General features: G+C 63.7%; 18 protein-coding genes, 5 pseudogenes and 1 riboswitch. Of the genes and pseudogenes, 7 read left to right on the top strand and 16 right to left on the bottom strand.

The genetic code is table 11. The features are described 5' to 3' along the window. The first annotated feature begins 79 nt into the window (after positions 1-79). On the top strand, positions 80-1,276 hold the full coding sequence (locus G6N41_RS19235) for a LuxR C-terminal-related transcriptional regulator (protein ID WP_198967927.1): 1,197 nt from the start codon (positions 80-82) through the stop codon (positions 1,274-1,276). A gap of 2 nt (positions 1,277-1,278) precedes the next feature. Here the strand turns inward: G6N41_RS19235 and G6N41_RS19230 are convergent, their stop codons facing one another. Together G6N41_RS19230 and G6N41_RS19225 are read right to left on the bottom strand one after the other, a co-directional pair. Further along, positions 1,279-2,802: an aldehyde dehydrogenase family protein gene (locus G6N41_RS19230; protein WP_198965395.1), complete on the bottom strand. Its 1,524-nt coding sequence runs from the start codon at positions 2,800-2,802 to the stop codon at positions 1,279-1,281. Continuing rightward, positions 2,799-3,218, bottom strand: a complete 420-nt coding sequence (locus G6N41_RS19225; protein ID WP_198965394.1) for an SCP2 sterol-binding domain-containing protein — start codon at positions 3,216-3,218, stop codon at positions 2,799-2,801. Before G6N41_RS19225 ends, G6N41_RS19230 begins: the two co-directional genes overlap by 4 nt. Positions 3,219-3,689: 471 nt before the next feature. On the opposite strand from G6N41_RS19225, the gene G6N41_RS19220 reads away from it, so the two are divergent. Next, a complete protein-coding gene (locus tag G6N41_RS19220; protein ID WP_198965393.1) occupies positions 3,690-4,892 on the top strand; it encodes a TetR/AcrR family transcriptional regulator in 1,203 nt (400 codons plus the stop codon). 326 nt (positions 4,893-5,218) lie between these two features. Here the strand turns inward: G6N41_RS19220 and G6N41_RS19215 are convergent, their stop codons facing one another. Continuing rightward, entirely contained in the window at positions 5,219-5,533 is a 315-nt protein-coding gene (locus G6N41_RS19215) for a DMT family transporter (protein ID WP_020729115.1), read from the bottom strand. Between the two features lie 10 nt (positions 5,534-5,543). Continuing rightward, a riboswitch (guanidine-III (ykkC-III) riboswitch) is annotated at positions 5,544-5,609 on the bottom strand. Positions 5,610-5,916: 307 nt separating this feature from the next. Then, a complete protein-coding gene (locus G6N41_RS19210) occupies positions 5,917-6,267 on the bottom strand; it encodes a helix-turn-helix transcriptional regulator (RefSeq protein ID WP_198965392.1) in 351 nt (116 codons plus the stop codon). Between the two features lie 248 nt (positions 6,268-6,515). Here G6N41_RS19210 and G6N41_RS19205 point away from each other — a divergent pair, with 248 nt between their 5' ends. Further along, positions 6,516-7,322, top strand: coding sequence for a YoaK family protein (locus tag G6N41_RS19205; RefSeq protein ID WP_407663834.1), 807 nt, complete (start codon positions 6,516-6,518; stop codon positions 7,320-7,322). Positions 7,323-7,340: 18 nt separating this feature from the next. On the opposite strand, the gene G6N41_RS19200 is transcribed toward G6N41_RS19205, so the two are convergent. From G6N41_RS19200 to G6N41_RS19165, 8 genes and pseudogenes are all read right to left on the bottom strand, one after another. Continuing rightward, positions 7,341-8,111, bottom strand: coding sequence for an SDR family oxidoreductase (locus G6N41_RS19200; protein ID WP_038579732.1), 771 nt, complete (start codon positions 8,109-8,111; stop codon positions 7,341-7,343). Between the two features lie 3 nt (positions 8,112-8,114). Next, positions 8,115-8,773 (bottom strand): annotated as a pseudogene (locus G6N41_RS19195) (3,4-dihydroxy-2-butanone-4-phosphate synthase); the annotation flags it as partial. A 10-nt stretch (positions 8,774-8,783) separates the two neighbouring features. After that, a pseudogene (locus G6N41_RS19190) lies at positions 8,784-9,655 on the bottom strand (IS5 family transposase). Between the two features lie 47 nt (positions 9,656-9,702). After that, positions 9,703-10,143, bottom strand: a pseudogene (locus tag G6N41_RS19185) (3,4-dihydroxy-2-butanone-4-phosphate synthase); the annotation flags it as partial. Then, positions 10,140-10,673, bottom strand: a complete 534-nt coding sequence (locus G6N41_RS19180; RefSeq protein WP_117424025.1) for a flavin reductase family protein — start codon at positions 10,671-10,673, stop codon at positions 10,140-10,142. The pseudogene G6N41_RS19185 and the gene G6N41_RS19180, both read right to left, overlap by 4 nt. Next, a pseudogene (locus G6N41_RS19175) lies at positions 10,670-11,728 on the bottom strand (alpha/beta fold hydrolase). The gene G6N41_RS19180 and the pseudogene G6N41_RS19175 overlap by 4 nt, the downstream one beginning before the upstream one ends. A gap of 11 nt (positions 11,729-11,739) precedes the next feature. Next, on the bottom strand, positions 11,740-14,259 hold the full coding sequence (locus G6N41_RS19170) for an FAD-binding oxidoreductase (protein ID WP_198965390.1): 2,520 nt from the start codon (positions 14,257-14,259) through the stop codon (positions 11,740-11,742). Positions 14,260-14,332: 73 nt separating this feature from the next. Continuing rightward, positions 14,333-15,424, bottom strand: a pseudogene (locus G6N41_RS19165) (LLM class flavin-dependent oxidoreductase); the annotation flags it as partial. Positions 15,425-15,658: 234 nt separating this feature from the next. On the opposite strand from G6N41_RS19165, the gene G6N41_RS19160 reads away from it, so the two are divergent. Genes G6N41_RS19160 through G6N41_RS19150 form a run of 3 tightly spaced genes read left to right on the top strand, consistent with a single transcriptional unit; the run spans position 15,659 to position 18,943 of the window. Then, a complete protein-coding gene (locus G6N41_RS19160; RefSeq protein ID WP_198965389.1) occupies positions 15,659-16,609 on the top strand; it encodes an enoyl-CoA hydratase in 951 nt (316 codons plus the stop codon). 14 nt (positions 16,610-16,623) lie between these two features. Continuing rightward, entirely contained in the window at positions 16,624-17,853 is a 1,230-nt protein-coding gene (locus G6N41_RS19155) for an acyl-CoA dehydrogenase (RefSeq protein ID WP_198965388.1), read from the top strand. A 1-nt stretch (position 17,854) separates the two neighbouring features. Beyond that, a complete protein-coding gene (locus tag G6N41_RS19150) occupies positions 17,855-18,943 on the top strand; it encodes an acyl-CoA dehydrogenase family protein (protein ID WP_198965387.1) in 1,089 nt (362 codons plus the stop codon). 21 nt (positions 18,944-18,964) lie between these two features. On the opposite strand, the gene tpx is transcribed toward G6N41_RS19150, so the two are convergent. From tpx to G6N41_RS19135, 4 genes are all read right to left on the bottom strand, one after another. Continuing rightward, complete coding sequence (tpx, locus tag G6N41_RS19145) at positions 18,965-19,462, bottom strand: thiol peroxidase (protein ID WP_038579723.1); 498 nt, start codon at positions 19,460-19,462, stop codon at positions 18,965-18,967. An 87-nt stretch (positions 19,463-19,549) separates the two neighbouring features. Beyond that, entirely contained in the window at positions 19,550-20,224 is a 675-nt protein-coding gene (locus G6N41_RS28915) for an SPASM domain-containing protein (protein ID WP_231608601.1), read from the bottom strand. A 51-nt stretch (positions 20,225-20,275) separates the two neighbouring features. Then, positions 20,276-20,836 (bottom strand): radical SAM protein, encoded by a 561-nt coding sequence (locus tag G6N41_RS28910; protein WP_231608600.1) that lies wholly within the window; start codon positions 20,834-20,836, stop codon positions 20,276-20,278. Beyond that, on the bottom strand, positions 20,757-21,152 hold the full coding sequence (locus tag G6N41_RS19135; RefSeq protein ID WP_020729101.1) for a hypothetical protein: 396 nt from the start codon (positions 21,150-21,152) through the stop codon (positions 20,757-20,759). Before G6N41_RS19135 ends, G6N41_RS28910 begins: the two co-directional genes overlap by 80 nt. A 274-nt stretch (positions 21,153-21,426) precedes the next feature. Between G6N41_RS19135 and G6N41_RS19125 the strand changes: the two genes are divergently transcribed. Further along, on the top strand, positions 21,427-22,887 hold the full coding sequence (locus G6N41_RS19125; protein ID WP_231608599.1) for a TIGR00366 family protein: 1,461 nt from the start codon (positions 21,427-21,429) through the stop codon (positions 22,885-22,887). Positions 22,888-23,144: the final 257 nt, after the last annotated feature.

The raw sequence follows: 23,144 nt of genomic DNA, 5'->3' as shown, positions 1-23,144 counted from the left end.
CCCCCGTTGGGGAGGACTCTTGCCCCCGTAGGAGGGGAGTTTGGGCTTTTCGCCGCGACGGGCCATCCCGGAGAGGACAGTGGGAGGGGTGATCGATGCGGTCGATATGCCCGATCCCCCCGCATTCCCCACGTTGGCCGACGACGAGCACCCCGGCTGGGCGTCGCGTCCGATACGGGAAAGCGATGCCACTCGTCACTATCGGGAAGCGTTCGGCGATTGCAACGTCGATCCCACCGACGACCCCATGGCGGTGGTTGCCGAGGCCATCGACGTCAACGCCGCCGCGGTGCGCCACGCCCTGGAGTCCCTCGGTGACGTGCATGCGGTCAACGCCCTCGAAACGCTGTTGGATTTGTCCTCGCTGGAACGGGAGATGATCGAGGACGGTGCCGCACGCCGCACGCTGGCGCTGTTGCAGGTGCAGGAGGCTTTGAGCAAGCTGCGCGCCGTGGACGACGTCGCGATGATTGTTGACCGGGCGCCGCGTGAACTGGTGGAGTCGTGCGGGTTCGATCGTGCTGTGCTGTTTCGAGCGCACGAAGGCCGAATGGTGACGGAATCGGCCTACTTTGGGGAAGACCGTGAAGGTGCGGAGAAGATGGTCGCCTTCGCGCAATCGGTGGCACCGCTGTTGGATCACATGCTGATCGAAACCCAGATGATTCGCCGGCACGCGCCCGCGATCGTGCGCGATGCCCGCAATGATCCGCGGGTGAATCGACCGATCGTGGACTTTTCGCTGACGCATTCCTATGTGGCGGCCCCGGTGATGCCGACCGGCAAAGTGATCGGTTTCCTGCACGCCGATCGGTTGTACTCCGGGCGCATAGTCGACGAGATCGACCGAGACACGGTGTGGGCGTTCGCCGAAGGCTTCGGATATGCCTATGAGCGAACGGTTCTGCTGGAGCGCATGCGGCGCCAGCACGCCGAGGTGCGCAGTGCGCTTGCGTCCGCGGACGAGGCGGCGCGCGCTCTGCAGGATGCCGATCTGGACCTGCGCAAGATCGAGCCGGTCGAACGTTGCCCCGCGGCACGGTCGTTGGCCGAGGTGCAGACGCGAGTGATGGCCATGCTGACCCGCCGGGAAGTGGAGGTGCTGCGGCTGATGGCGGCCGGCCGCACCAATCAGCAGATCGCCGACGAACTGGTGATCTCGGCCGGCACGGTGAAATCTCATGTCAAAAGGGTGCTGCGGAAGCTGCATGCGACGAATCGGGCCGAGGCGGCCTCGGCGTACGTCCGGTTGGCCAGCGTTCCCGAAGTTGGTTGACGTCAACCGGTTTCGGGGTGGCCGAGTAGGACGTCGTAGGGTTTTGCTTCGCGTCCGCCGGACAGGTCCAGATGGATCGTCTTGACCTCCGCGTAAGCATCGAGCGCATCGGGGCCTAGTTCGCGACCGACTCCGCGATGCTTGTAACCGCCGAACGGGAGCCGACAGTTGATCTGGTGGGCATCGTTGATCCACACGCTGCCGGATTGGATGCGTTCGGCCATCGCCAGTCCCCTGGCGTTGTCGGACGTCCAGATGCTGGCGGCCAGTCCGTAGTCACTGTCGTTGGCGATCGCGATGGCCTGTTCGTCCCCGTCGTAGCCGATGACCACCAATACCGGGCCGAAGACTTCCTCCCGGGCGATCGCCATGTCGTTGTGCACGCCGGTCAGGATCGTCGGCGCCACCCAGAACCCCTTGTCGAACATTCCGCCCGTCAGTGCCTCTCCCCCGAGCGCCACGGTCGCTCCGTCGGTCTGCGCACCAAGGATGTGGTTGAGGATGCGAGTGCGTTGTGCGGCGTCGATGACCGGCCCCAGGTCGGTGTCCCAGTCCCTGGTCGGGCCTACCACGATGGTGGCGGCGCGCTTGACCAGCCGATCGACGAATTCGTGGTAGAGCGTCGTGGGGACCAGTGCGCGGGTGCCGGACTCGCAGACCTGACCTGAATAGGCGAAGCATCCGTAGAGCACACCTTCGACGGCCATCTCGAGATCGGCGTCGTCGAGGACGATCGTCGGGCCCTTACCGCCGAGTTCGAGGGTCACCTGTTTGACCGTGCCGGATGCCAGCCGCATGATCTCGCGTCCTACCGCGGTGGAGCCGGTGAACGCAATCTTGCCCACGTCGGGATGCGAGGCCAGTCTGGCCCCGGCCTCGGGCCCCTCGCCGGGGACCACGTTGATCACTCCGGGCGGTAGTCCGCTGCGTTCGGCGATACGGGCGAACTCGAGTATCGACAGTGGTGTGTGCTCGTCGGGTTTGACCACCACGCTGTTTCCCGCCGCAATCGCAGGTCCGACCTTCCACAGGGTCAGTAGTAGCGGAAAGTTCCATGGCGTGATCGCACCGACCACCCCTATCGGCTCGCGGTGCACGACACTTTGATTGAGCACCGGGAACGTCTCGATTGGTGCCGGACGCTGGTAGGCGTAGCTCTCGGCAAGGTCTGCGAAATAGCTGAAATGACTTAGTGCGTAACCGATGTGGAATCCAGTGGCCAGCCGGATGGTCGCGCCGTTGCACGCCATCTCCAGCTCGATCAGCTCATCACTGACCTGGTCGGCCGCGGCGACGATGCGGCGCATCACGGCGGCGCGCTCCTGTGGCGTGGCCCGCGACCAGCTACCGTCCTCGAAGCTGGCTTTTGCGGCCGCCACGGCGGCATCGACGTGCGATGCATCACCGCAGGCCACCGTGGCGACCGGGCTCTCGTCGCCGGGGTTGACCAGCGACAGCCGCCGATCGGAGTCCACCGACTCGCCGCCGATCAACATCGCATAATGCGGAACAGCGACCGTCGTCATCGGGTCAGGCCACCTCGGGACTGTTCGCGATCTTTCTCGGCGATCTTTTTGCGGTAGCTGCCGAACAGCGGTTTGGTCAACGGGATCAGCCGCAGGATCTTTCCGATCGGGCCCTTGGCCTTGGCCTGGCCCTTGGCCAGGCCAATGGTGAGATTGTAGTTACCGCGCCAGAATTGGTCGGCGACATCGGCGGGCATGGTCATCGTGACGTCGGGTGTGAGATTGCTCGGGCCGCAGACGACTCGGAAATCGTCGCGCAGTGCGACGGTGAGTTCGCAGTCGGGATTTGTGTAGACCACCCGCATGACGATGTTGGCGGCGCGGAATTTCGGCCCCGACTGTGGGTGGTCGCCGGCATCGCGAAAGACCCCGCCGATGTACTTGTCGATCTCGCTGCAATCCTTGAAGAAGCCCATGATTGGTCCTGCTCCTGCGCGATGTGCGGTGCTCGATGGCACCGGATGGTGCGTGGATGGTGCTCACGCAATGCAATCACCGTGTCGAGGCCGTGGTCAGCCCCCAAAGGAGAAGTCTTGGTGCCCCGAAGGGGGGAAAGCGCGGATTGGCAGCTCTTGGCCGATACCGGCGCAAGTGGGCCGCGCAGTCCCATGGATAGCCGGCATGTCTATAACTGATACGCGATATTGGCCAAGGCGTGGACGTTAAACATCCATGTAATCTCGTTTTAGCGTCGGATAATGTATTTTGATAATCCGATGTTATCTGTCCCGACTGGGGTGCTGCGGCCACGACCGGAGGAGCTATCCACATGATCGATGCCTGGCGAGCTGACAACAAGTTTGTCCTGATCCGGCGCGGGACGAAGCCCTAGGCGGTGCTTCTGGCAGGATTTGGAACCCCGATGTGCAAGAAGGGAGTTCGAGTCGATGGACTCCGTCGTCGCGCCCGTTAGGCGCCGGCCGAAGGATCGAAAGCAGCAAATTCTGGAGCAGGCCGTTGGGCTCTTCATCGACCGTGGCTTTCATTCGGTCAAGTTGGAGGACATCGCCGAGGCGGCGGGAGTCACCGCGCGTGCGCTCTATCGCCACTACGACAACAAGCAAGCGTTGCTGGCCGAGGCCATCCGGACCGGTCAGGATCAGTACCAAAGTGCGCGCCGACTCACCGAGGGCGAGCAAGAGCCGACGCCTCGCCCGTTGAGTGTTGATCTTCCGGACCTGATCGCTGCGGCTGTTGCGTCGCGGTCCTTGACGGTGTTGTGGCAGCGCGAGGCGCGCTATCTCAATGACGCCGACCGTATCGAGGTCCGGCGCCGCATCAACGCGATCGTCGCCGGCATGCGCGAAAGCGTCTTGCTGGAGGTGCCCGGTCTGAGCCCGGCGCACTCGGAGTTGCGGGCGTGGGCGGTGTCCAGCACGCTGACCAGCCTCGGTAGACATAGTCTGACGCTTCCCGCCAAGGAGCTCAAAGAGCGCCTGTACCAGGCGTGTATGGCCGCTGCCAGGACGCCCTCGGTGTGCGAGCTGGAGCCACTTGGAACGGCCGCTGGCGGGCGCGACGGGCAGGACGTGCTGTTCTCCCGCTATGAAACCCTGTTGGCCACGGGTGCACGGCTATTCCGTGCGCAGGGCTATCCGGCCGTTAGCACCAGTGAAATCGGCAAGGGTGCCGGAATCGCGGGGCCCGGGTTGTATCGCTCGTTCTCGTCCAAACAGGCGATCCTGGACGCGCTCATCCGCCGCCTTGATGAGTGGCGAAGCCTGGAGTGCATCCGCGCCTTACGCGCGAATCGGCAAGCGGCGCAGCGGCTACGCGGGCTGGTCGAGGGACACGTCCGGATCAGCTTGGACGCACCGGATCTGGTTGCGGTGTGCGTGACCGAGCTGAACCACGCCTCCGGCGACGTGCGGGACGGATATGTTCGGAATCAAGCCGACCGTGACACCCTCTGGATTGATCTCATCGGCGAGCTGGTTCCACAGACCAGTTCGGTCGAAGCGCGACTTTTGGTCGCGGCGGCCATCAGCTTTATCGAGGATGTGGCGCGTACCTGGCATCTCACGCGCTACGCCGCGGTGGCAGACGAAATCACCGCGATCGCACTATCAATCCTGACCAGCCGGTCCTGACTTCGAACTTGGTAGCGCACTGTTTGCGCGGTGGAACGGGAGTGTCGCGACCCTCATCGGATCGGAATCTCTTCTGGTGATGGTTTGGATTGGGTTGGGGTCCTTCGCGATCCAAGTGCACAGGTGGGATCCACACGGTTTCACGAACAATTAGGTCGGCGGGTACAGCTCGGTGCCCTGGTGCATTTCGTGCCTGCCGATCGTCCTGGCCGCGCGGTAGCAACGAGAACACGAACAGGCCAGATGATTCCAGAGGGAGCCGCCCGCCGGGGCCAGACGTCGCGTTGGGTGAATGGCGAGCAGACCCCGGTCAGGCTCGAACGGAATCAGTGTGCGAGCTTGAGGCCGATCACGCTTCCAATGATCATTGCCAAGAACGCCACCTTGAGAAGCGACGCCGGCTCATCCCCGGTGGCCATCGCGTAGACCACGGTGAGAACTGCCCCAATGCCCACCCAGACGGCGTATGCGGTCCCGACCGACAGGTCCCGCATGGCGTAGGCCAACCCGGCCATGCTGACGATGAACGCCACCAGAAACACCACGCTCGGCGCGGGCTTGCTGAACCCTTCGGACTTGCCAAGGGCAGTTGCCCACACGGCTTCTAGAACACCAGACATGACCAGCACTATCCACGACACGGCGTTTCTCCCTGGGCCGTCTTGTCGCGCACCGGGTACGGCACCCATCGTCCGGAAGCCTTGATCAAGGCTCTGTCACCAACTTCTCACACCCGCGGTCGGGTGGCAATGTTAGCCCAGTCACCACAGCGGCCCGCGGAAACTGTCAACTGGAATCAGGCACCGTTTCGGGTATTGACCGGACATCCCGCGCTGGTTGGTTGGGGGCCAGCCACTCGACCGTGGGGTGGTGAACACGCCAAAAGTCAACTCGCACAGGCGCTCCAGGCCCGCAGCGAGAACTGCCTTGGTGCGACATCTGAAGCCGCAGTGGCACAAGGAATTACAGTGACTTGGAGGCGGGCGGCGGGGAACGTTGGCCGAGCGGTGGAGGTGCAAACGAACTATGACAACGCTTCTATGAGTTCGCCCACGGTGTGGCTGGCTTCCAGGGGGTGGCGCAGTCTGCCCTTGGGATTGAGGGTGTAGACATTGCGTCTGCCGTCCTTGGACTTGATCAGGTAACCTTCATCGGTCAAGTCCGCCAGGATCTTCTGTACTGACCGCTCGGTGATGCCGATTCGCATCGAGAGTTCACGGGCGGTCAAATGTTCACTGACTGATACGCACAGCAGTACATGTCCGTGGTTGGTCAGGAATGTCCATCCGCGTTCGGAGTCGCTATTGTGCGGTCGGCTTTGCTTCCCGGCCCTGGCAGCGCTCACAATTTCGATGTTACTACACCGAGCTTTCATGTAAATTATTTCGCTAATTCAAATAGACGAAAGATTGCGCGACTTTGCTGTCACGATCACCCTGGCGCGCCCGCGCCGTCTCGCGGCCCGCTCGGCGCCGAGGCTGAAGTCGGCGATCCCGGGTTGGCGGCGCGTCATCGGTGTGGGCGCTCTGGCCAAACTCATACGAAGAACTATTGGCGAAGATGATTTCGTCATATTACCTTCGTAGTAGTCCGATGATGCTGCAGCACGGAAAGCGAAGCCTCATGAAACCCCACCCCGGCACACGACCGCAGTCGTTGGCCACGGGACACGACGGCCACCTCTCCTCCAAGAGGGTCCTGCTCAGCTACAGTGGCTCACTGGCCTTCATCGCAGGCTTTGTCAATGCGGTTGGCCTGCTGCTGGCCTTCCCGGTCGGCAACCTCACGGGAGTGACAACCCAGCTTGGCATGAACACAGCCAATCCCTGGCTGTATGAGGGTCACATCCTGGCCGCGATCTTGATGGGGTTCTGGATTGGCGCGATCACGGCCGGAGCGATTCTCGGCAATAACCAGCATCCCCGGGGGTCGCATCACGCCATCGTGCTGACCGTGGAGGCGATATTGCTGATGCTCGCCTCGCTCGGTGTGGAGGAAACTCAGGTCAAGGCGGGCATTCAGGCGCTGGGCGTCGAGGAACCCGTCGTGCAGGCCCTGTTTATCGCGGCGGCCCTTGGAATGCAGAACGGCCTGACGTCAAGCTTCCACGGGATGGCGGTTCGCACCACCCACTTCACCGGCACGGTGACCGATCTCGGCTTGATGCTTGGCCGCGCCCGTCGGGAAGGAATCGAGAGCTGGAAGGCCGCAGTCCTTGCGCTGACCTTGGTGCTCTTCTTGGTGGGTGGCGCCGCCGGCCTGCTGATCGGAACCTGGCTTGGCGGATATGCGCTGCTTCTTCCGGCGGGGGCGTGTGCGGTCTTTGCGGCGACGTATTTGCTGCGTCGCCGGAAGACCAAAGTGGCCACGGCGACAACGGCCGAGAACCCAGCGCGAGACGTCGGCGAAACCGCAACAGTGACTGTGTGAGTGCTGGGCGAGCGACGCTCACCACAGTGCGGCGATGGTTCCGCCGTCCGCGATCTGGGTTGTTCCGGTAATCATCGACGAATCGTCGGACAGCAGGAACGCCACGATGCTAGCCATCTCCTCGGGTCTGGCCATGCGGCCCTGCAACCTGGCAATCATGGTGTTCGCGCCCCCCGTTCCGAGCGCCTCGTCGAACATCGCCATCGCACTCTGTTGCATGGGGGTATCCACGAACGCGGGCAACAACGCATTGGAGCGCACATTGGCCGAGCGCAGTTCGGCGGCCGTGACTCGGCTGAGGTGGCTGATCCCGGCCTTCGACATGCCGTACGCCGCGGTTCCGCCCACCCCGATATGGCCCGCCAGTGACGACATGTTGACGATCGCTCCCCCGCCGCGCTCGACCATCTTGGGTGCCGCATGCTTGGTGCACAACCAGGCTCCACGCAGGTTGATGCCGATGACCCGATCAAAGTCCTCGACCGCGGTGTCGAGGATCGGGGCCAGATGAACGACTCCGGCATTGGCGACGAGCTTGTCGAGCCCGCCGAACGCTGTGACGCAGGCTTCGACCATGCCGGCGACCTGTTCCTCGGCACTGACATCGACCTGATACCCGACTGCGCCGGAGCCGATTTTCGCCGCTGCTTGCTCGGCCGAAGCGCCGTCGATGTCCGCGCAGAGTACCGCGGCGCCTTCGGCGGCCAGCCGCTCGGCGATCGCGAGGCCGATCCCGGCCCCGGCCCCGGTCACGATCGCGGCTTTGCCGGCCAGGTCCGGGTACCTCATGGGCTAGCCCGCGGCCGCGAGCGGCGTGTCTGCAGGCCCGGCGGCCCCACCAGCCTCGCGAATGGCTCCGAAGATCACAAGGCCAAATCCTGGCATGTCGTCGGAGAGTTTGATCGCATACACCCCAAGATCGCGCAGCATCCAGGTCACGGTCTCGGACATGAAGTCAGCGGGGGTCTCCTCGTCAGAGGCGAACAGGCCGCATGCGCGCGGCGGTCCTGGGGCCGCAGGTACAGGACCACGCCGCTGCCCTGGGCTGACATTGCGCTGAGTGCGCCGTTGAGTTCCCCGCCGCATCGGCACCCGGTCGACCCGAAGACGTCGCCGGTGAGGCACTCGATGTGGACGTGCAGTGCCACGGGCACGCCGGAGTCGGGGGCACCGATGATCACCGCCAAATGCTCGCCTCCTAGGTTGGCTGGCCCCAGATCACGAAAGCCGATGACGCGGGAATTGCCGGCCCACGTGGGTAGGGTCGTCTCCGTCAGCCGGATGACCTGCGGTTCGGTCCGTTGCCGATAAGCCAGGAGTTCTGCAATGGACACGACGGCCAATCCGTGTTCCACGACGAATTCGACCAACTCGGCGCCGTGCGCCATCAGAGTGGGGTTACGGCGAGAGACAATCTCACACAATGCGGCGGCCGGCCGGTGTCCGGCTAGGTCCTGTCTGCTAATTGCGGACGCGGTGGTAGGTGATGATGGCGGCCAGGGTGGCACCGCCGAGGTAGGTCAGGGCGTATTTGTCGTAGCGGGTGGCGACCGCGCGCCAGTGTTTGAGCCCGTTGAAGCTTCGCTCGACGGCGTTGCGGTGCTTGTAGATTCGGCCTGAGAACCCCGGAGGCCGTCCTCCGTTGCGGCCTTTGGCTTTGCGGCGGGTGATCTGGTCGCTGCGCTCGGGGATGGTATGGGCGATCTTGAGCCGGCGCAGCTGTGCCCGCGTCGAGTCATGGGAGTACGCCTTGTCCGCCAGCAGGCGAAACGGGGCGTATGAGTTGCTGCACCGGGCGGCCAGCAATGGCCAAAGCATCGGATTATCACCGGCTTGACCGGCCGACAGTGCCAGGGTGACCGGACTGCACAGCTGGTCGGTCAAGGCGTGGATCTTGGTAGTCAGCCCGCCGCGGGAACGCCCAATGGCGTGGTCATCGGGCTCATCGAGATATTTCTTGTAATTCGACAGATCCCCCTGTGCGGCGCCCGGGGCGCTCCGGCTGCGTGTTGGTGGGCGCGCACACTGGTCGAATCGACCGACAACAGTGCGCCCAGGTCGGCGTCCTCGGCGTCGAGGTCAGAGGCGATCGCCGCGAAGATCCGCGCGTAGATGCCATCGACCGACCAGCGTAGATGCCTCTCGGCCACCGATTGCCAGGGACCGAAGTGCTCGGGCAGGTCACACCACGGAGATCCCGTACGGTAACGCCAGATAATGCCCTCCAGAGTACGTCGATGATCGTTCCACGGCCGGCCACGCCGCCGCCCCGCAGGCAACACCGCCACGATCAGCGACCACAAATCATCAGAAATCGCATGCGTCCGCATCACCCAAACAGCATCAGCCAAAACACCATTCACATTAAGCAGACACGCCCTAGGCGGGCAAGGTCTACGGCGGCTTCGGCGGGCTCGCACTTGGCGAGCACCCCATGCGGCTCGGCCAGTAGTGGGGCCACGTGCCCGGGCCGGAGAAAATCCGCAGCTTGCGAGCCCGCCGACGCGAGAGCCGCGATGGTGCGGGCACGGTCGCGCGCCGAGATGCCGGTGCCGGTTGCTCGCACATCGACCGATACCCGATGTGTCGGGTTGTCATGGCACATCGGCGGTAGGTTCAACCGCGCACACTGGGCGTCCGGCAGCGCGACGCGGACATATCCCGCCGTGTGCCGGACGGTGAAAGCGACCAGAGACGAGGTCGCGGCCTCGGCCGCGAAGACCAGATATCCCTGGGCGGCGTGATCGTGGGTGACAACGACGGGGCGTCCCGCCGCTATCGCGGTGATCGCCCGGCGCACCCGGACATCGGTGGTTTTCATCCAGGCTCCGTTGCGGGGTGAGCGGCCAACCGGCGGAACCGGCTGCCATGAAAAACCAGTGGTGGTGTCTCGGGATCGGCTCCCAGCGAGCAGATTTCAAGCAATGCGATGGTGTGATCCCCCGCCGGGACCTCGGAGTGCAGCAGGCACTCCAGCCAGGCGCTGGCTCCGAGAACGACCACGCCCCCGCCGGGCAGCTCGCTGTGGAACACCCCGGCGAATCGGTCACCTTCCTTGCGCGAGAGGCTGATACATGTCTCGTCGTGGCCCTCGGCAAGAACGCTGACGCCGAGGCGCGGACGGTTGCGCAACTTCGGCCACGTCGTGGAAGTGTTCTGCACACAGATCGACACCAGCGGCGGGTCGATCGAAACGGAAGTGAACGAGCTCGCCGCCATCCCGACCGGGGCATCGCCGACCATCGCACAGACAGCAATCACACCGGAGGGGAAGCAGCCGAAGGCGTAGCGCAACGCGGCGCCGTCGAGAGGGTCGACGGTCTGCGGAATCATGTCGAAGGCGCAACTCACTGCCGCAGCCCCCCAAGGAATTCGAGTAGCAGCCGGTTGGTCTCATCGGGCGCTTCCCGCTGAATCCAGTGCCCGACGTCGGCCACCATGTGGGTGCCGCGGTAGTCGGACATGACCTCGTGTGCCCGCGCTATGGCCTCGGCTCCCCAGGTGGTGCCGACATCGTATTGACCACCGATGAACAGCGCGGGCGCAGACAGCGGCTTGCCTTCCTGGTCGGCGAGGTCGTGCCAGTCGTTGTCGATGTTGTGATAGAAACTCAGCGGTCCACCGAAGCCGGAGCGTTCGAACTCGCCAGTGTAGAAGTCAAGATCGGCATCGGTGAACCAAGCGGGCATCGTCTCCGGGTAGACGAACGTGTCCTTGAGCCGCGCCCCATCGGCCATGCACAAGGGGCCGGCCCGGATAACGTCGATCGGATCCATGGATGCCAGATCGACACCCGCATCGGCGGCCGCCTTGGTGGCCGCGATCATGCCGTCGCCGGACACCGTGTAGGTCAGCCCGAGTAGCCAGGTCCGCACATCTTCCTCGATCTCGGCGATGATGCCATCCTGAGCGGAGAAGTAGTCCTGATACCAAACCCGGCCTTCGCCCGCCAGCTCGAGGTGGTAGTCATTGGGCCGATGCTCGCCAAAGGGGCTGCCCGGCAAGCCGATCACACCACGCCCGGCGAATGGAACGCTGATCCCCACCACTCCGGCGCATCTTTGCGGATATAACCAGGCGAAGGTTCAAGCGACCGGCGCGCCCCAGTCGTGACCGATAACGAATACCTTGTCCGCACCATAGGCATCGACGACGCCAAGCACGTCACCGACTAATTCTTTGATGCGGTAGGCCTTTTGCACCCGGTACTTCGACGATCGGCCATAGCCACGCTGATCGACGGCCACCACCCGGTAGCCCGCGGCGGCCAGCGCCGGAATCTGATGGCGCCACGAGTACCAGGACTCTGGAAACCCGTGCAGCAGTATCACCAGCGGTCCCTCGCCGTCTTCGACGGCATGGATGCGGGTGCCCCGGCAGTTCAAGATCCGATGAGCCTGCGCCATGGTCGCCTTCCTTATCTCAGATCACCCACGGTCACCAGCTGGTCCGAGGGTTCGGCAGGTGCGGTGTGGTTTTCGTAGTTGCGGGCGATCAACGTCTTCTGGCCGGACAGCCTGGTTCGCGCCCATTTACCGATGACGCGGCTGGCGATTCCGGGCTTCATGAGCGCCAGCGGCGGTTTGACCAGGTGGACGACGGCCAGAAACTCGCGGTAGGCGTCGAGGTCGTCGTGCACCAGCTCCAACAGCCGATCCATGTACCAGGTGAGCGCACCGAAATAGAACGGGCGTTTCTTGTCGACGTCCTTGATCCAGTTGAAGCGCAGGTTCTGCTCGCGGATCACGAACCAGGCGGTGTCGGCCATCTTGGCGATCGTTCGGTAGTACTTGCGCGGTAGCTCCCGGTGCGTGGGACCGTATTTGGACAGCAGCAACTGCATCTCCCGAACTTCCTTGAGCGCCAGACTCATGCCCAGCCCGGAAACGGGGTCCGCACTGGTGTAGGCGTCGCCCACCGCCAACAGAGCGCGCGGCAGGTTGCGCTTCTTTTCGTAGTGCAGCCGCAGCATGTTGGGATATCGGAAGTTGTAGATCGGCGAGGCCGGCTGAAGTCCGTCGATGTTCTCTCCGATGACCGGTGACGGCATCAGATCGGCGAACTCGCGAAATTCTCGAGCGGTGCGTGGCGGCGAGTAGCAGTTGTAGGCCACCAGTGAGGTGGACAGGATGGTCCGGGAGCTGTCGGTGTAGTACTGCGCGGCGTAGGTGTCTTCGTAGGGCCGGTACGCATAACAGATCACCATCACCTTGTCTTGCCACTGCCGCTCCGGCGGCACCTGGTGTTGCATGGTGGAGTAGAAGCAGTTGATGATGTCCTGTTCGACCTCGGGGGCTCCAATGCCGACGCGCCCCAAGAACTCCGGCACGTGGGTGTTCTTTCCCGAGGCATCCACGACGAACTCCGCGGGAATCACCTCCGGTTCGCCGCCGTCACCCTGGACGGCAACCCCGATGACGGCGTTGTTGGCGCGATCGAACACCAGGTCGGTGACCTCTGACTCGTAGCGGAAGTCGATGCGCGGTTCGTCGTCGAGTCGACGGCGCACGCACCATTCCAGCAGCGGCCGCCCGGCGCACACGATCTCGATGTCGCTCGTACCGGGTTTCTTCCAGGTTCCGCCCAGCCGAATCCGGTACTGGGCTGCCATGTCGACCTTGAATGCGCCCTCGCGCACCATGTCGTCGACGATGCCGGGGAAGAAACGTTCGAGTTCGATCTGCCCGGCGGTGAGGAGGTGGTGCAGGTGCCAGCCCTGCGCAGCGCCCGGTCTGCCCTCGCGGCGGCGGTGGGGGTCGTCCTTCTCGAGCACGATGACGCGGTCAAAGGCGTCGCTGCAGACCTTGGCCGCGGCGATGCCCGCGATGCTGCCGCCGATGACCACAGCGGTACCGCGACCGCTGCGCCGCACTGCGGCGAGATCCAGGGCCGAGTAGTCCAGGCGCGCCGGCGTGCGGCGGCGCGCCGCCCCGCTGGACACGAACTTCTCGTGGTAGAGCCCAGCTCGGTGAAAGCCATTGGCCGACAACCAGGTGCGGGTAGCCTCGACCATCGCAGCGGGGCCGCACAGGTACACGTCGGCGTCGCCGCCGGCCAGCATCGCCTCGTCGAGCAAGTCGGTGACCAGCCCGGTGCGCCCGGACCAGTCGTCGTCGCGGCGCGCCACGATGACGTGCACCTGCAAGCCCGCAACACGGTGCTCGAGCTGTTCGAGTTCGTCGTGCTTGCACAGATCTTCGGCCGAGGTCACTCCATAGAGCAGACTTACCGGTTGGCCGGGATCGGCCGGCAGACTCTGGGCCATGGCCAGGATTGCTGACAGGCCGGTACCGCCGGCGACCAGCACCACCGGCCGTACAATCGGGCGAAGATAGAAGTTTCCCTTGCTGCCCCGCAACGCAATTCGATCACCCTGTTTAGCGTGGTCACGCAGATAGTTCGACATCGCGCCGTCGGGCAACAATCGGATGATGAACTCGAGCTCACCACCTCCGTCGGCCGGATGCGCATAAGAGTAGTTGCGCCACTGGTCGCTACCGGGAACCTGCTGCTGGGCGAACTGGCCCGCTCGATATCCGATCGTGCCGGCCATGGCCGAGACATCGACACGCAGGACGGCGGTGCCCGGTGACACCATGTCAACACCGGTCACCACGCCGTCGCCGCTTACCAGCAACGCCGCGTTGTCGTCGACGGGGTACTGCAGTTCGATCTCGCAATCGGACTCGGCAAAGGTTTTGCAGGTGAGGATCTTTCGGGCCGCTCGCTCCACATCGGAGAGGCCCTCGGTACGTCCCATGTCGTACCGGCCGGCGGTGCAGGTGGCCACGCAGGTGCCGCAGATTCCGCTCTGGCATTCGTTGACGATGGCGACACCGTGTTCTTCGGCGGCCTCCAGTATCGACTGGTCGGGCCGCACCGGCATGGTCTTGTGCGTTCCGTCCGAGTAGCCGACGGTAACGTGCCGAACTGTCATGGCGGTGCCCTTCTCGCCCTTGGTTCGCTAGACGATCGCGGCTTCGGGCTTTGGAGGTTTGTGGGGTCCCCCCCGGCTTCTTGGCGATGCGAGCATTGAGCCGGGGCATGACTTCCTCGGCGAGCAGCCGTAGTGACTCTTTCCATGGCCCCGGGTTCTCCCGGTAGTCGAATCCGAGAACCAACAGGTGACCGAATCCGCCGACCTGGTCGTAGGTGGCTTCGAGTTTGTCGACCACGGTGTCCACCGAGCCGACCACGAAGGTGTTTTCGGCGAGGTACTCCGGGGTCACGTCGTCGTCGGGCACCGAGGGGTTGTGCTTGTAGAACTTGGTCATGCCGAACATTCGGAAGGTCGGCAGGACGTACTCGCGCATGGCTCGCCCCATGGTCCCGTCGACGGCGTACCGGAATGCTTGCTCATCGGTCTCCGCCACCAACACCTCACGCACGAGTCGCCAGTCGCGGCGGTCGGGCGTCCGGCCGCTGCGGGCGGCGCCTTCGAGGACCGCATCCCAGTGGGTCGCGACATACTCGGTGTTCAGGTCCAGGCTCATCGGAAGGTAGCCCCGCTCGCCGGCCAGTTTGAGGGTTTCCGAGCCGGCGCTGAACCCGGTTACTCCGATCGGTGGGTGGGGTTTTTGGTAGGGCTTGATGTGGCGCCTCATCAGACCTTCGAACATCGGCGCAATACCGTTGGCGTTCCAGTACTTTCCGCGATGTTCCCAGGGTTGGTCTTCGGTCCAGATCCGCAACATGATTTCGAGAGCTTCGCGGGTCATCTCGCGATCCTCGCCATTCTTGCCGTCCACGTCATAGAGTGCCCAGTCTCCTGGGATACCGCTGGCTCCGACGCCCAGCATGAAGCGGCCCTGTGCCAGGTGATCGAAATACGCTACGCGATGGGCAAGTTCGACCGGGTGATGATAGGGCAGCAGGTGCGCGCCGGGTGCGAGCTTGATCTGCTTGGTACGCAGCAGCGCCTGGGCCAACAGTAGATCCGGGGCGCAGATCGGCTCCCACGGCACGGTGAAGTGTTCGCCGACCCAGGCTTCGACGTAGCCGAGTTGGTCGGCCAGTTCGATGATGTCGAGGTCCCACTGGGTGGCGTCGTAAAGAGTGCGTTCCGGCGGATGGGCCGGTATGAGGAATATTCCGATCTCCATCATTAACCCTTCTGGTCTGTCCCCGGCCCTGATGCGTGGCGCCGTGATCGCTTCTTCTGTAGGTATACTACAGTACTAGCAAGATACTTGACTGCGCACAAGACCCAATTTGCATGCGAGTTTATCTGTCGTTGAACTCCGATAGGACGTATTGGCTATGGACATACTGGTCCGTAGCCGCGTAACCTCGCACAGATCACCCGTTCAGCGCCCAGTGAGCAGTAAGGAGCCGCCATGAACGTCGCCGGTGTCAGTCCAGTCGATCGCCGGTCCAACGGGGAGCGTGCGGCGCCGGACTTCACATACGTCCGGTACGAAACGATCGACGACGGCCGTATCGCGACGATCACCCTGAACCGCCCGAAACAGCGCAACGCGCAAACGCGCGGAATGCTGGTGGAGTTGGGTGCCGCCTTCGAACTTGCCGAAGCTGACGACACCGTCCGGGTGGTCATCCTGCGCGGCGAGGGGCCCGCCTTTTCCGCCGGGCACGACCTGGGCTCGGCCGATGATGTCCGGGAACGCGCCCCGGGGCCCGACCAGCACCCCTCCTATCAGTGCAATGGCGGCACCTATGGCGGGGTGGAGTCACGCAACCGCCAGGAGTGGCACTACTACTTCGAGAACACGAAGAGGTGGCGCAATCTGCGCAAGATCACCGTCGCCCAGGTGCACGGGACGGTGCTGTCGGCGGGTTTGATGTTGGCCTGGTGCTGTGACTTGATCGTCGCTGCCGATGACACCGTGTTCGCCGAGGTCGTGGGCACCCGTCTCGGCATGTGTGGAGTCGAGTACTTCGGCCACCCGTGGGAGTTCGGCCCGCGCAAGGCCAAGGAGCTCTTGCTTACCGGCGACTCGATCGGCGCGGACGAAGCCCACGCGTTGGGCATGGTGAGCAAGGTATTTCCGGGCGAGGATCTAGCCGATTGCGCGATCGAATTTGCGCGCCGCATCGCCAAGCTACCGACGATAGCTGCGCTGCTCATCAAGGAATCGGTGAACCAGACCGTGGACGCCATGGGTTTCACCACGGCGCTGGACGGGTGCTTCAAGATCCATCAGCTCAATCATGCGCACTGGGCCGAGGTCACCGGCGGAAAGCTGTGCTACGGCACCGTCGAGTATGGACTCGACGACTGGCGGGCCGCTCCGGAGATTCTGCCCGCAACCAAGCGGCGGCCCTGAGCAGGGCGCCGCACGTGGACGTCGCTTACCCGCCCGAGGCGGAAGAGTTTCGCGAGCGGGTCCGCGCGTTCTTGGACGAGCACCTGCCGTGCGGCTGGTCGGGGCCCGGCGCTCTGGCGGTGCAGGACCGCAAGGCCTTCGCTGCGAGGTGGCGCCAACTCCTGGTGGCAGCCGGGTTGATCGCGGTGTCCTGGCCCAAGGAGTACGGCGGGGGCGGTCACTCCCCCGTCGAGCAGGTGGTGCTCGCCGAAGAGTTCGCCCGCACGGGAGCACCCGAGCGCGAGGAGAACGATCTGTTCGGGGTCGATCTGCTGGGCAACACGTTGATCGCCCTGGGAACCGAAGCGCAGAAGCGGCATTTCCTGCCGCGCATCCTCACCGGCGACGATCGCTGGTGCCAGGGTTTCTCTGAGCCCGAGGCCGGCTCGGATCTGGCCTCTGTGCGGACCCGAGCCGTAATCGATGGTGACCAGTGGGTGATCAACGGTCAGAAAATCTGGACATCGGCCGGATCCACCGCCAAGTGGATCTTTGTCTTGGCGCGAACGGATCCCGTTGCGCCCAAGCACCAGGGGCTGTCGTTGTTGTTGGTGCCGATGGACCAGCCCGCCGTGGTGGTTCGGCCGATCATCAATGCCGCCGGACATTCCCCGTTCAATGAGGTCTTCTTCGCCGACGCCCGAACCGGCGTTGCCAATGTAGTGGGCGAAGTCGGCAGCGGCTGGACGGCCGCCATGACTCTGCTGGGTTTCGAACGCGGCGCGCAGGCGACCACGGGGGCGATCGACTTCGCCCGTGACCTGTCCCGGTTGTGCGATCTGGCCCGAGCGCGGGGCTTGGACAGCGACCCGCGCATCCGAGACCGGCTGGCGTGGTGTTATTCCCGCACCCAGATCATGCGCTACCGCGGCTACCGCAGCCTTACCTGGGCGCTGAACGGGCTGTTGCCAGGCGCTGAAGCGGCGATCAGCAAGGTCATCTGGAGTGAATACTTCCAGCGCTATACCGAGCTTGCCGTGGAGATTCTCGGGTTGGACGCGCTCTGCCCCAGCGGCCCGGGCAATGGTGAGGCGCGCGTTGTTCCGCAGGCCGGTACCGCCAACTCCCCTGCCTGCTGGATGGACGAGTTGCTATACGCGCGCGCCGCGACGATCTATGCCGGCAGTTCGCAGATCCAGCGCAATGTGATCGGCGAGCAACTGCTCGGGCTCCCCAAGGAACCACGCCGAGAAGCCGTGCACTGACATGGATTTCCGCTATAGCACCGAGCAGGACGACTTCCGCGAGTCGTTGCGGGGCTTTCTTCGCGATCAGGCCCCACCGGCGCGGGTACGTCAGGTTACCGCCGTGGGTGGCCATGACAAAAAACTGTGGCACCGGCTTTGCGCCGAACTGGAACTACCCGCGCTGCACGCCCCGCCGGAATACGGCGGAGCGGGCGGCACGCTGGTGGAGACCGCGATCGCATTCGGCGAACTCGGCCGGGCACTGACCCCGGTTCCCTTCGCCGCAACGATCCTCGCGATCGAGGCGATACTGCGCATGGGTGATAGCGAGCAGCGCAAGGGCCTGCTCAGCGTTCTGCTCTCCGGCGATCGGATCGGGGCGCTGGCGGCGGCCGGACCCGACCTATCGGTGACCTCGGTGCGAGCCGGCCGGCGCGACGGCCGCCCGGTGCTCACCGGCGAGTGCGCCCCGGTGTTGCATGGCCATGTCGCGGACCTGTTCGTCGTCCCGGCCGAATCCGACGGTGCGGTGATCCTCTACGTGGTGGACGCCGCTGCCCCAGGGGTCACCGTCGTCGGACTCCCCTCGTTCGACATCACCCGTCCGGTCGCCAAGCTGCGACTGGTTCGGGCCCCGGCGGAAGCCTTGGCCGCGAGCTCAGCCGACGAGGTAGCCCGACTACTGGACGTGGCCCGGGTGCTGCTGGCCGCTGAGATGCTCGGTGGCGCCGAGGCATGCCTGGATCTGGCAATCGAATACGCCTGCAGTCGCAAGCAATTCGATCGGCCGATCGGCTCGTTTCAGGCCGTCAAGCACCGCTGCGCCGACATGATGATCGAGATTGATGCCACCCGCGCTGCGGTGATGTTTGCGCAGCTGTGCGCGGCCGGCGAGGACGAACTGCACGCCACCGCCCCGCTGGCGAAGGCGCAGGCCGCGGACACCTACGTATTGTGTGCGGGCTCGGCTATCCAGGTTCACGGCGGGATCGCCTTCACCTGGGAACACGACCTGCATCTGTATTTCCGCCGGGCCAAGACGACCGAAGCCTTGTTCGGCAGCAGTGCGCACCAGCGGTCGCTGTTGGCCGATCGTGTCGGCCTCTAGCCGGTGAGCGACGGTGCCGATCTAGGTGGCGACCGCTGCCAGCGCCGCTTCGTAGTCGGGCTCTTGCGCGATTTCCGGCACCAGTTCGGTGTAGGAAACTTTGCCGTCGGCGCCGATGACCACGATGGCCCGGGCAAGGAGTCCGGCCATCGGGCCGTCGGTGATGGTGACGCCGTAGGCCTCACCGAAGCCGTCGCGGAACGCCGAGGCGTTTGTCACGTTCTCGATCCCCTCCGCCCCACAGAATCGCTTCTGCGCAAACGGCAGGTCTTTCGACACGCAGAGCACGTTCACTCCGCTGGCGGCGGCACGCTCGTTGAAGGTCCGAACACTGGTTGCGCACACCGGTGTATCGATGGACGGGAAGATATTAAGCACGACGGCCTTGCCGCGGAACTGGTCGCTGCTCACCGTTCCCAGGTCATCACCGGTCAGGGCGAATGCCGGGGCAGGAGATCCGACGGCGGGCAGTTCGCCGACAGTGTTGATCGCATTTCCACGCAGGGTTATCTGTGCCATGGGCACAGTCTGCCAAGACCGTCAAAGCGACCCACGACCAGGTCCAGACCGGGCTGACCCGCCGCTGTTGGCGCCCAAAGGACACCTTCAGCATGAATACGAAACCCGCGCTCCGAACGCCTCCACCACATGGGTCGCGGTGACCTCATGGACCATGGCGCTGAACTGTTCGTCGAAGAAGCCCCGATCCTCCAGGTGGGCCTCGATGCGCGGCAAGATATATCGATCGATCGGGCAGTCTTGCAGGATGTGGCTGTCGAAATTGCGTGCGATCGGGCTGGTGTCGCAGGCGCCGAGGAACGGGCACTGCGTGCATACCGAATCCTTCAGTGCTGTCTCCTCCGCGACAAGGTAACCGTAGGTGGCGCCATCCACGATGTCCTCGATGGTCGTCTCGGTGATATTGCCGAGGTCCCCATGCTCACGGTAGGCATCGCAACTGAGTCTGCCGTCACGGTCGATGACGAGGACGTCGTTACCCAACAGCGCACGGTCTTGGCCCGGGCGCTCCAAGCCCATGCGCTTGAGGATCACGGTGCGCAGATACTGATCAAGAGGATCGACCCGCGGGGTCATACCGGCCGAGACCCACAGGTCGAAGAACACCATCAACGCGTCGAGGATGTCGGACTTGTCGACGGTGACGCCGTTCATCGGACGCGCCGCGGGACCGCTGAACAGTGGGAGCAGTCGTGCTGGCTTCTGGAGCTGGCTGATCTCCTCGAATACGCGCTGAATCTGGCTGACGGTGTGCCCAGCCAACACCGTGATGATGCTGAAGGGTAAGCCCCGGTCCTGCAGACGGCGGATGTTCTAACGTACCGCCGCCTCTGTCCGCTTGCCTCCCGTCGTCAACCGCACGCCTTCGGCGAAATCTACCGAGATACCCAGTTCAACGCCATGTTCTTCGAAGACATCCAGGTGCTCGTCGCGAACGGAATACAGGTTCGTTTGCAGGACATTTCTGACCCGGCGGCTTTGTAGCCAATCGCTGGGGAAAACCTCTCTCTGCAATGCGAACACTCGCTCAAAATATTCACGCGGCAACAGTGTGGGCTCGCCCCCGTGCCAAATGATGTCCACGGGGATGTCGTAGCCGCAGCGCCGGGTCGTCAGATCGGCGTAGTCCCGGATGGCTACTAAAGCGTCCCGCCAGACCGACTCCGACATCCTTGTCGGGTCCGATAGGTGCTCCCACTCGTAACAGTAATTGCACCTTAGATTGCAGAGCTTGCTGGTCTTAATTACCCATTGGATAGCGGCACTCCCAGTCCGAAGACTGACACTTCTTCCCCTATTGGCATCGCTGCCGATCAACCGGCAAGAGGTAGAACACGGCCCAATCGGGGATATCTCCGGCCGCGGCGGTACCACCTACCAGGCGGCCATTTTCAATCACCAATGTCTTGCCGCAGGCCAGGACGTAGGTGCCGGTGGGTGCGGCATCGATGGTCGTGCCCGCCGAGACCAACTCTGCCGCTGTAGCGGACTTGCTGGTCAGCGTGCTGACTCGGATCTCTTGTCCGTCGATGGTCTCAAGTGTGATGATGCTCGGGCGGAAAGTGTTCTTGGAAGCCGTGTTTCGTCCTTCGGCGAGGGCCGAAATGACCGACGTAGCGGTCGCCGACTCCAACGCCTCGATGATCACCTTGCTGACAGCTGATTGGGCGGTTTCCTGCAATATCGTCACGTTGTAATCCTTACGTTAAGTGGCTGTACTGCTATCGCTTGCTCGATGTGGTCAATGTGGCATATGTGACTTATTCGTCCTATGCGGCTGAGTGACAGCAGCCCTTCGCCAACGACGCAAAACAATGTGGTATGCAAACCATACACGATATTCATCATGATGTCTGCATTGGCGAAATGCAGCCTCAAATTCGAGCGCAATTCTAATTTGCCATTCTGGTATCGGGTTCACCCTTAGCAAGTGATGGCGTTGGAACGAGGGATTCCGGCTGGCGGTGCCGGCATCACGCCGGTCGCGCGCCTCGGTCTTCTCGCTGCCGAGCTTGCGCCGCGGTCGAGACGCAGCGGCCGCCGAGATCCTGTTTACGGTTTCGGGGTCGGGTCAGCACAATCAACAAGCGCGGATTGATGCGGCGGGTCGACTTAGCGAAGGCGGGCCAATGACGACACGGCAGGATCGAAAGGCCAAGCGGCGCAGCTTGATGCAGCACCTCACGGCGCTGTGCGTGCGCTATGTCGAACGCTTCATGCCAGATCCGTACCTGTTCGCGGTCCTGCTTACCGTCATCGTGGTTGCGTTGGTCGCGCTACTGGTCCGGGGCGCAACGCCGAGCGGCGTCCTCAACGCCTGGTACGACGGTGTCTGGGGATCGCAGAACATCTTTACCTTCGCGTTCCAGATGGTGTTGATCCTAGTGACTGGTTACACGCTCGCCGAAGCGCCACCGCTGAAGCGGGCGATCGTATTCGTCGCCAGTAAGCCAACGAACCAGATTCAAGGCGCTCTGCTGTGTTTTAGCCTGAGTGCCGCATTGTCGCTGCTGAATTGGGGGCTCGGTCTGGTGGCGGGCGCCCTGGTCGCTCGCCAGGTGGCGAAGCGACTCGAGGGCGTGCATTTTGGCTACCTCATCGCAGCCTCATTCATGGGCTTTATCGTCTGGACCCAGGGCCTGTCGTCGTCGATCGCGCTGGCGAACACCGACTCCAATAGCCCAATCAATGTGATTCACAAGATGACCGGCATCAACGTGCCGCTGCGGCTGACGATCTTTCAGCCCTACAGCTGGGTGGCCGCGGCGGCGGTACTGGTGCTGCTGGCCATCGCGATCCGGCGCATGGAGCCGGCGCGTCGCCTCGAGCCGGACCCCGCGGTCTTCGCGGACGAGGACACGCCATCGGACCCCGCCACAGGCGACCGGACGTTTGCTGACTGGTTGGAAAACCTGTGGATTCTCAACGTGATCGTCTTTGTCACGGGACTAACATACTTCTCGCTATGTGGTTTTGCGCTGAACATCTCGTCGATGATCATGCTGTTCACCGTGACGGGAGCGTTGCTACATCGCACGCCAATTCGCTTCATCCGGGCGTTTTCCGGCGCGGCCAGAGTGTCGGGCCCGCTGCTGCTGCAGTATCCGCTGTACGGCGGGATCATCGGGCTTCTGGGTTATCTGCCCTCGCAAGCACCCGCGGGTTCGGGCACGCCGGTGCAGACGGTGCTCGCCGAGGTGCTGGTCAGCGGCGCGAACCAGTACACCCTCCCTTTCCTGACCTTCGTCGGCTCGATCATCATCTCGCTGTTTGTGCCCTCCGGCGGTGGCCACTGGGCGGTGCAGGGGCCAGTCGCGGTCGACTCGGCGCTCGTGCTGGGCCAACATTCGCCGGCCTACCTCGGACTGATCTCAATGTCGGTGGCAATCGGCGAGGCGGTTGCCAACATGATTCAGCCGTTCTAGCTGCTACCACTGCTGGCCATCGCGAAACTCAATGTCCGTCAGGTAATGGGATTCACCATCATCGCCTTCCTGATTGGTTCGGTGGTCTCCAGCGCCGCCGTCCTCATCGCGCCGCACGTCCTATGAATCGATCAACTCCGGCGCCTACCAATGCACTGACATGTGCTCCCCTGGACTCATTACTCGGCTGCCGGTGCGGCGGGGACACGCCGGCAGCCGACGGCCTGGCCTAATTTGTGGGGTACACGCCCTAGGTC

The organism is Mycobacterium shottsii (genome assembly GCF_010728525.1).
Taxonomy (GTDB): Bacteria; Actinomycetota; Actinomycetes; order Mycobacteriales; family Mycobacteriaceae; genus Mycobacterium; species Mycobacterium marinum.
This window is presented reverse-complemented; position numbering and strand designations above follow the sequence as displayed.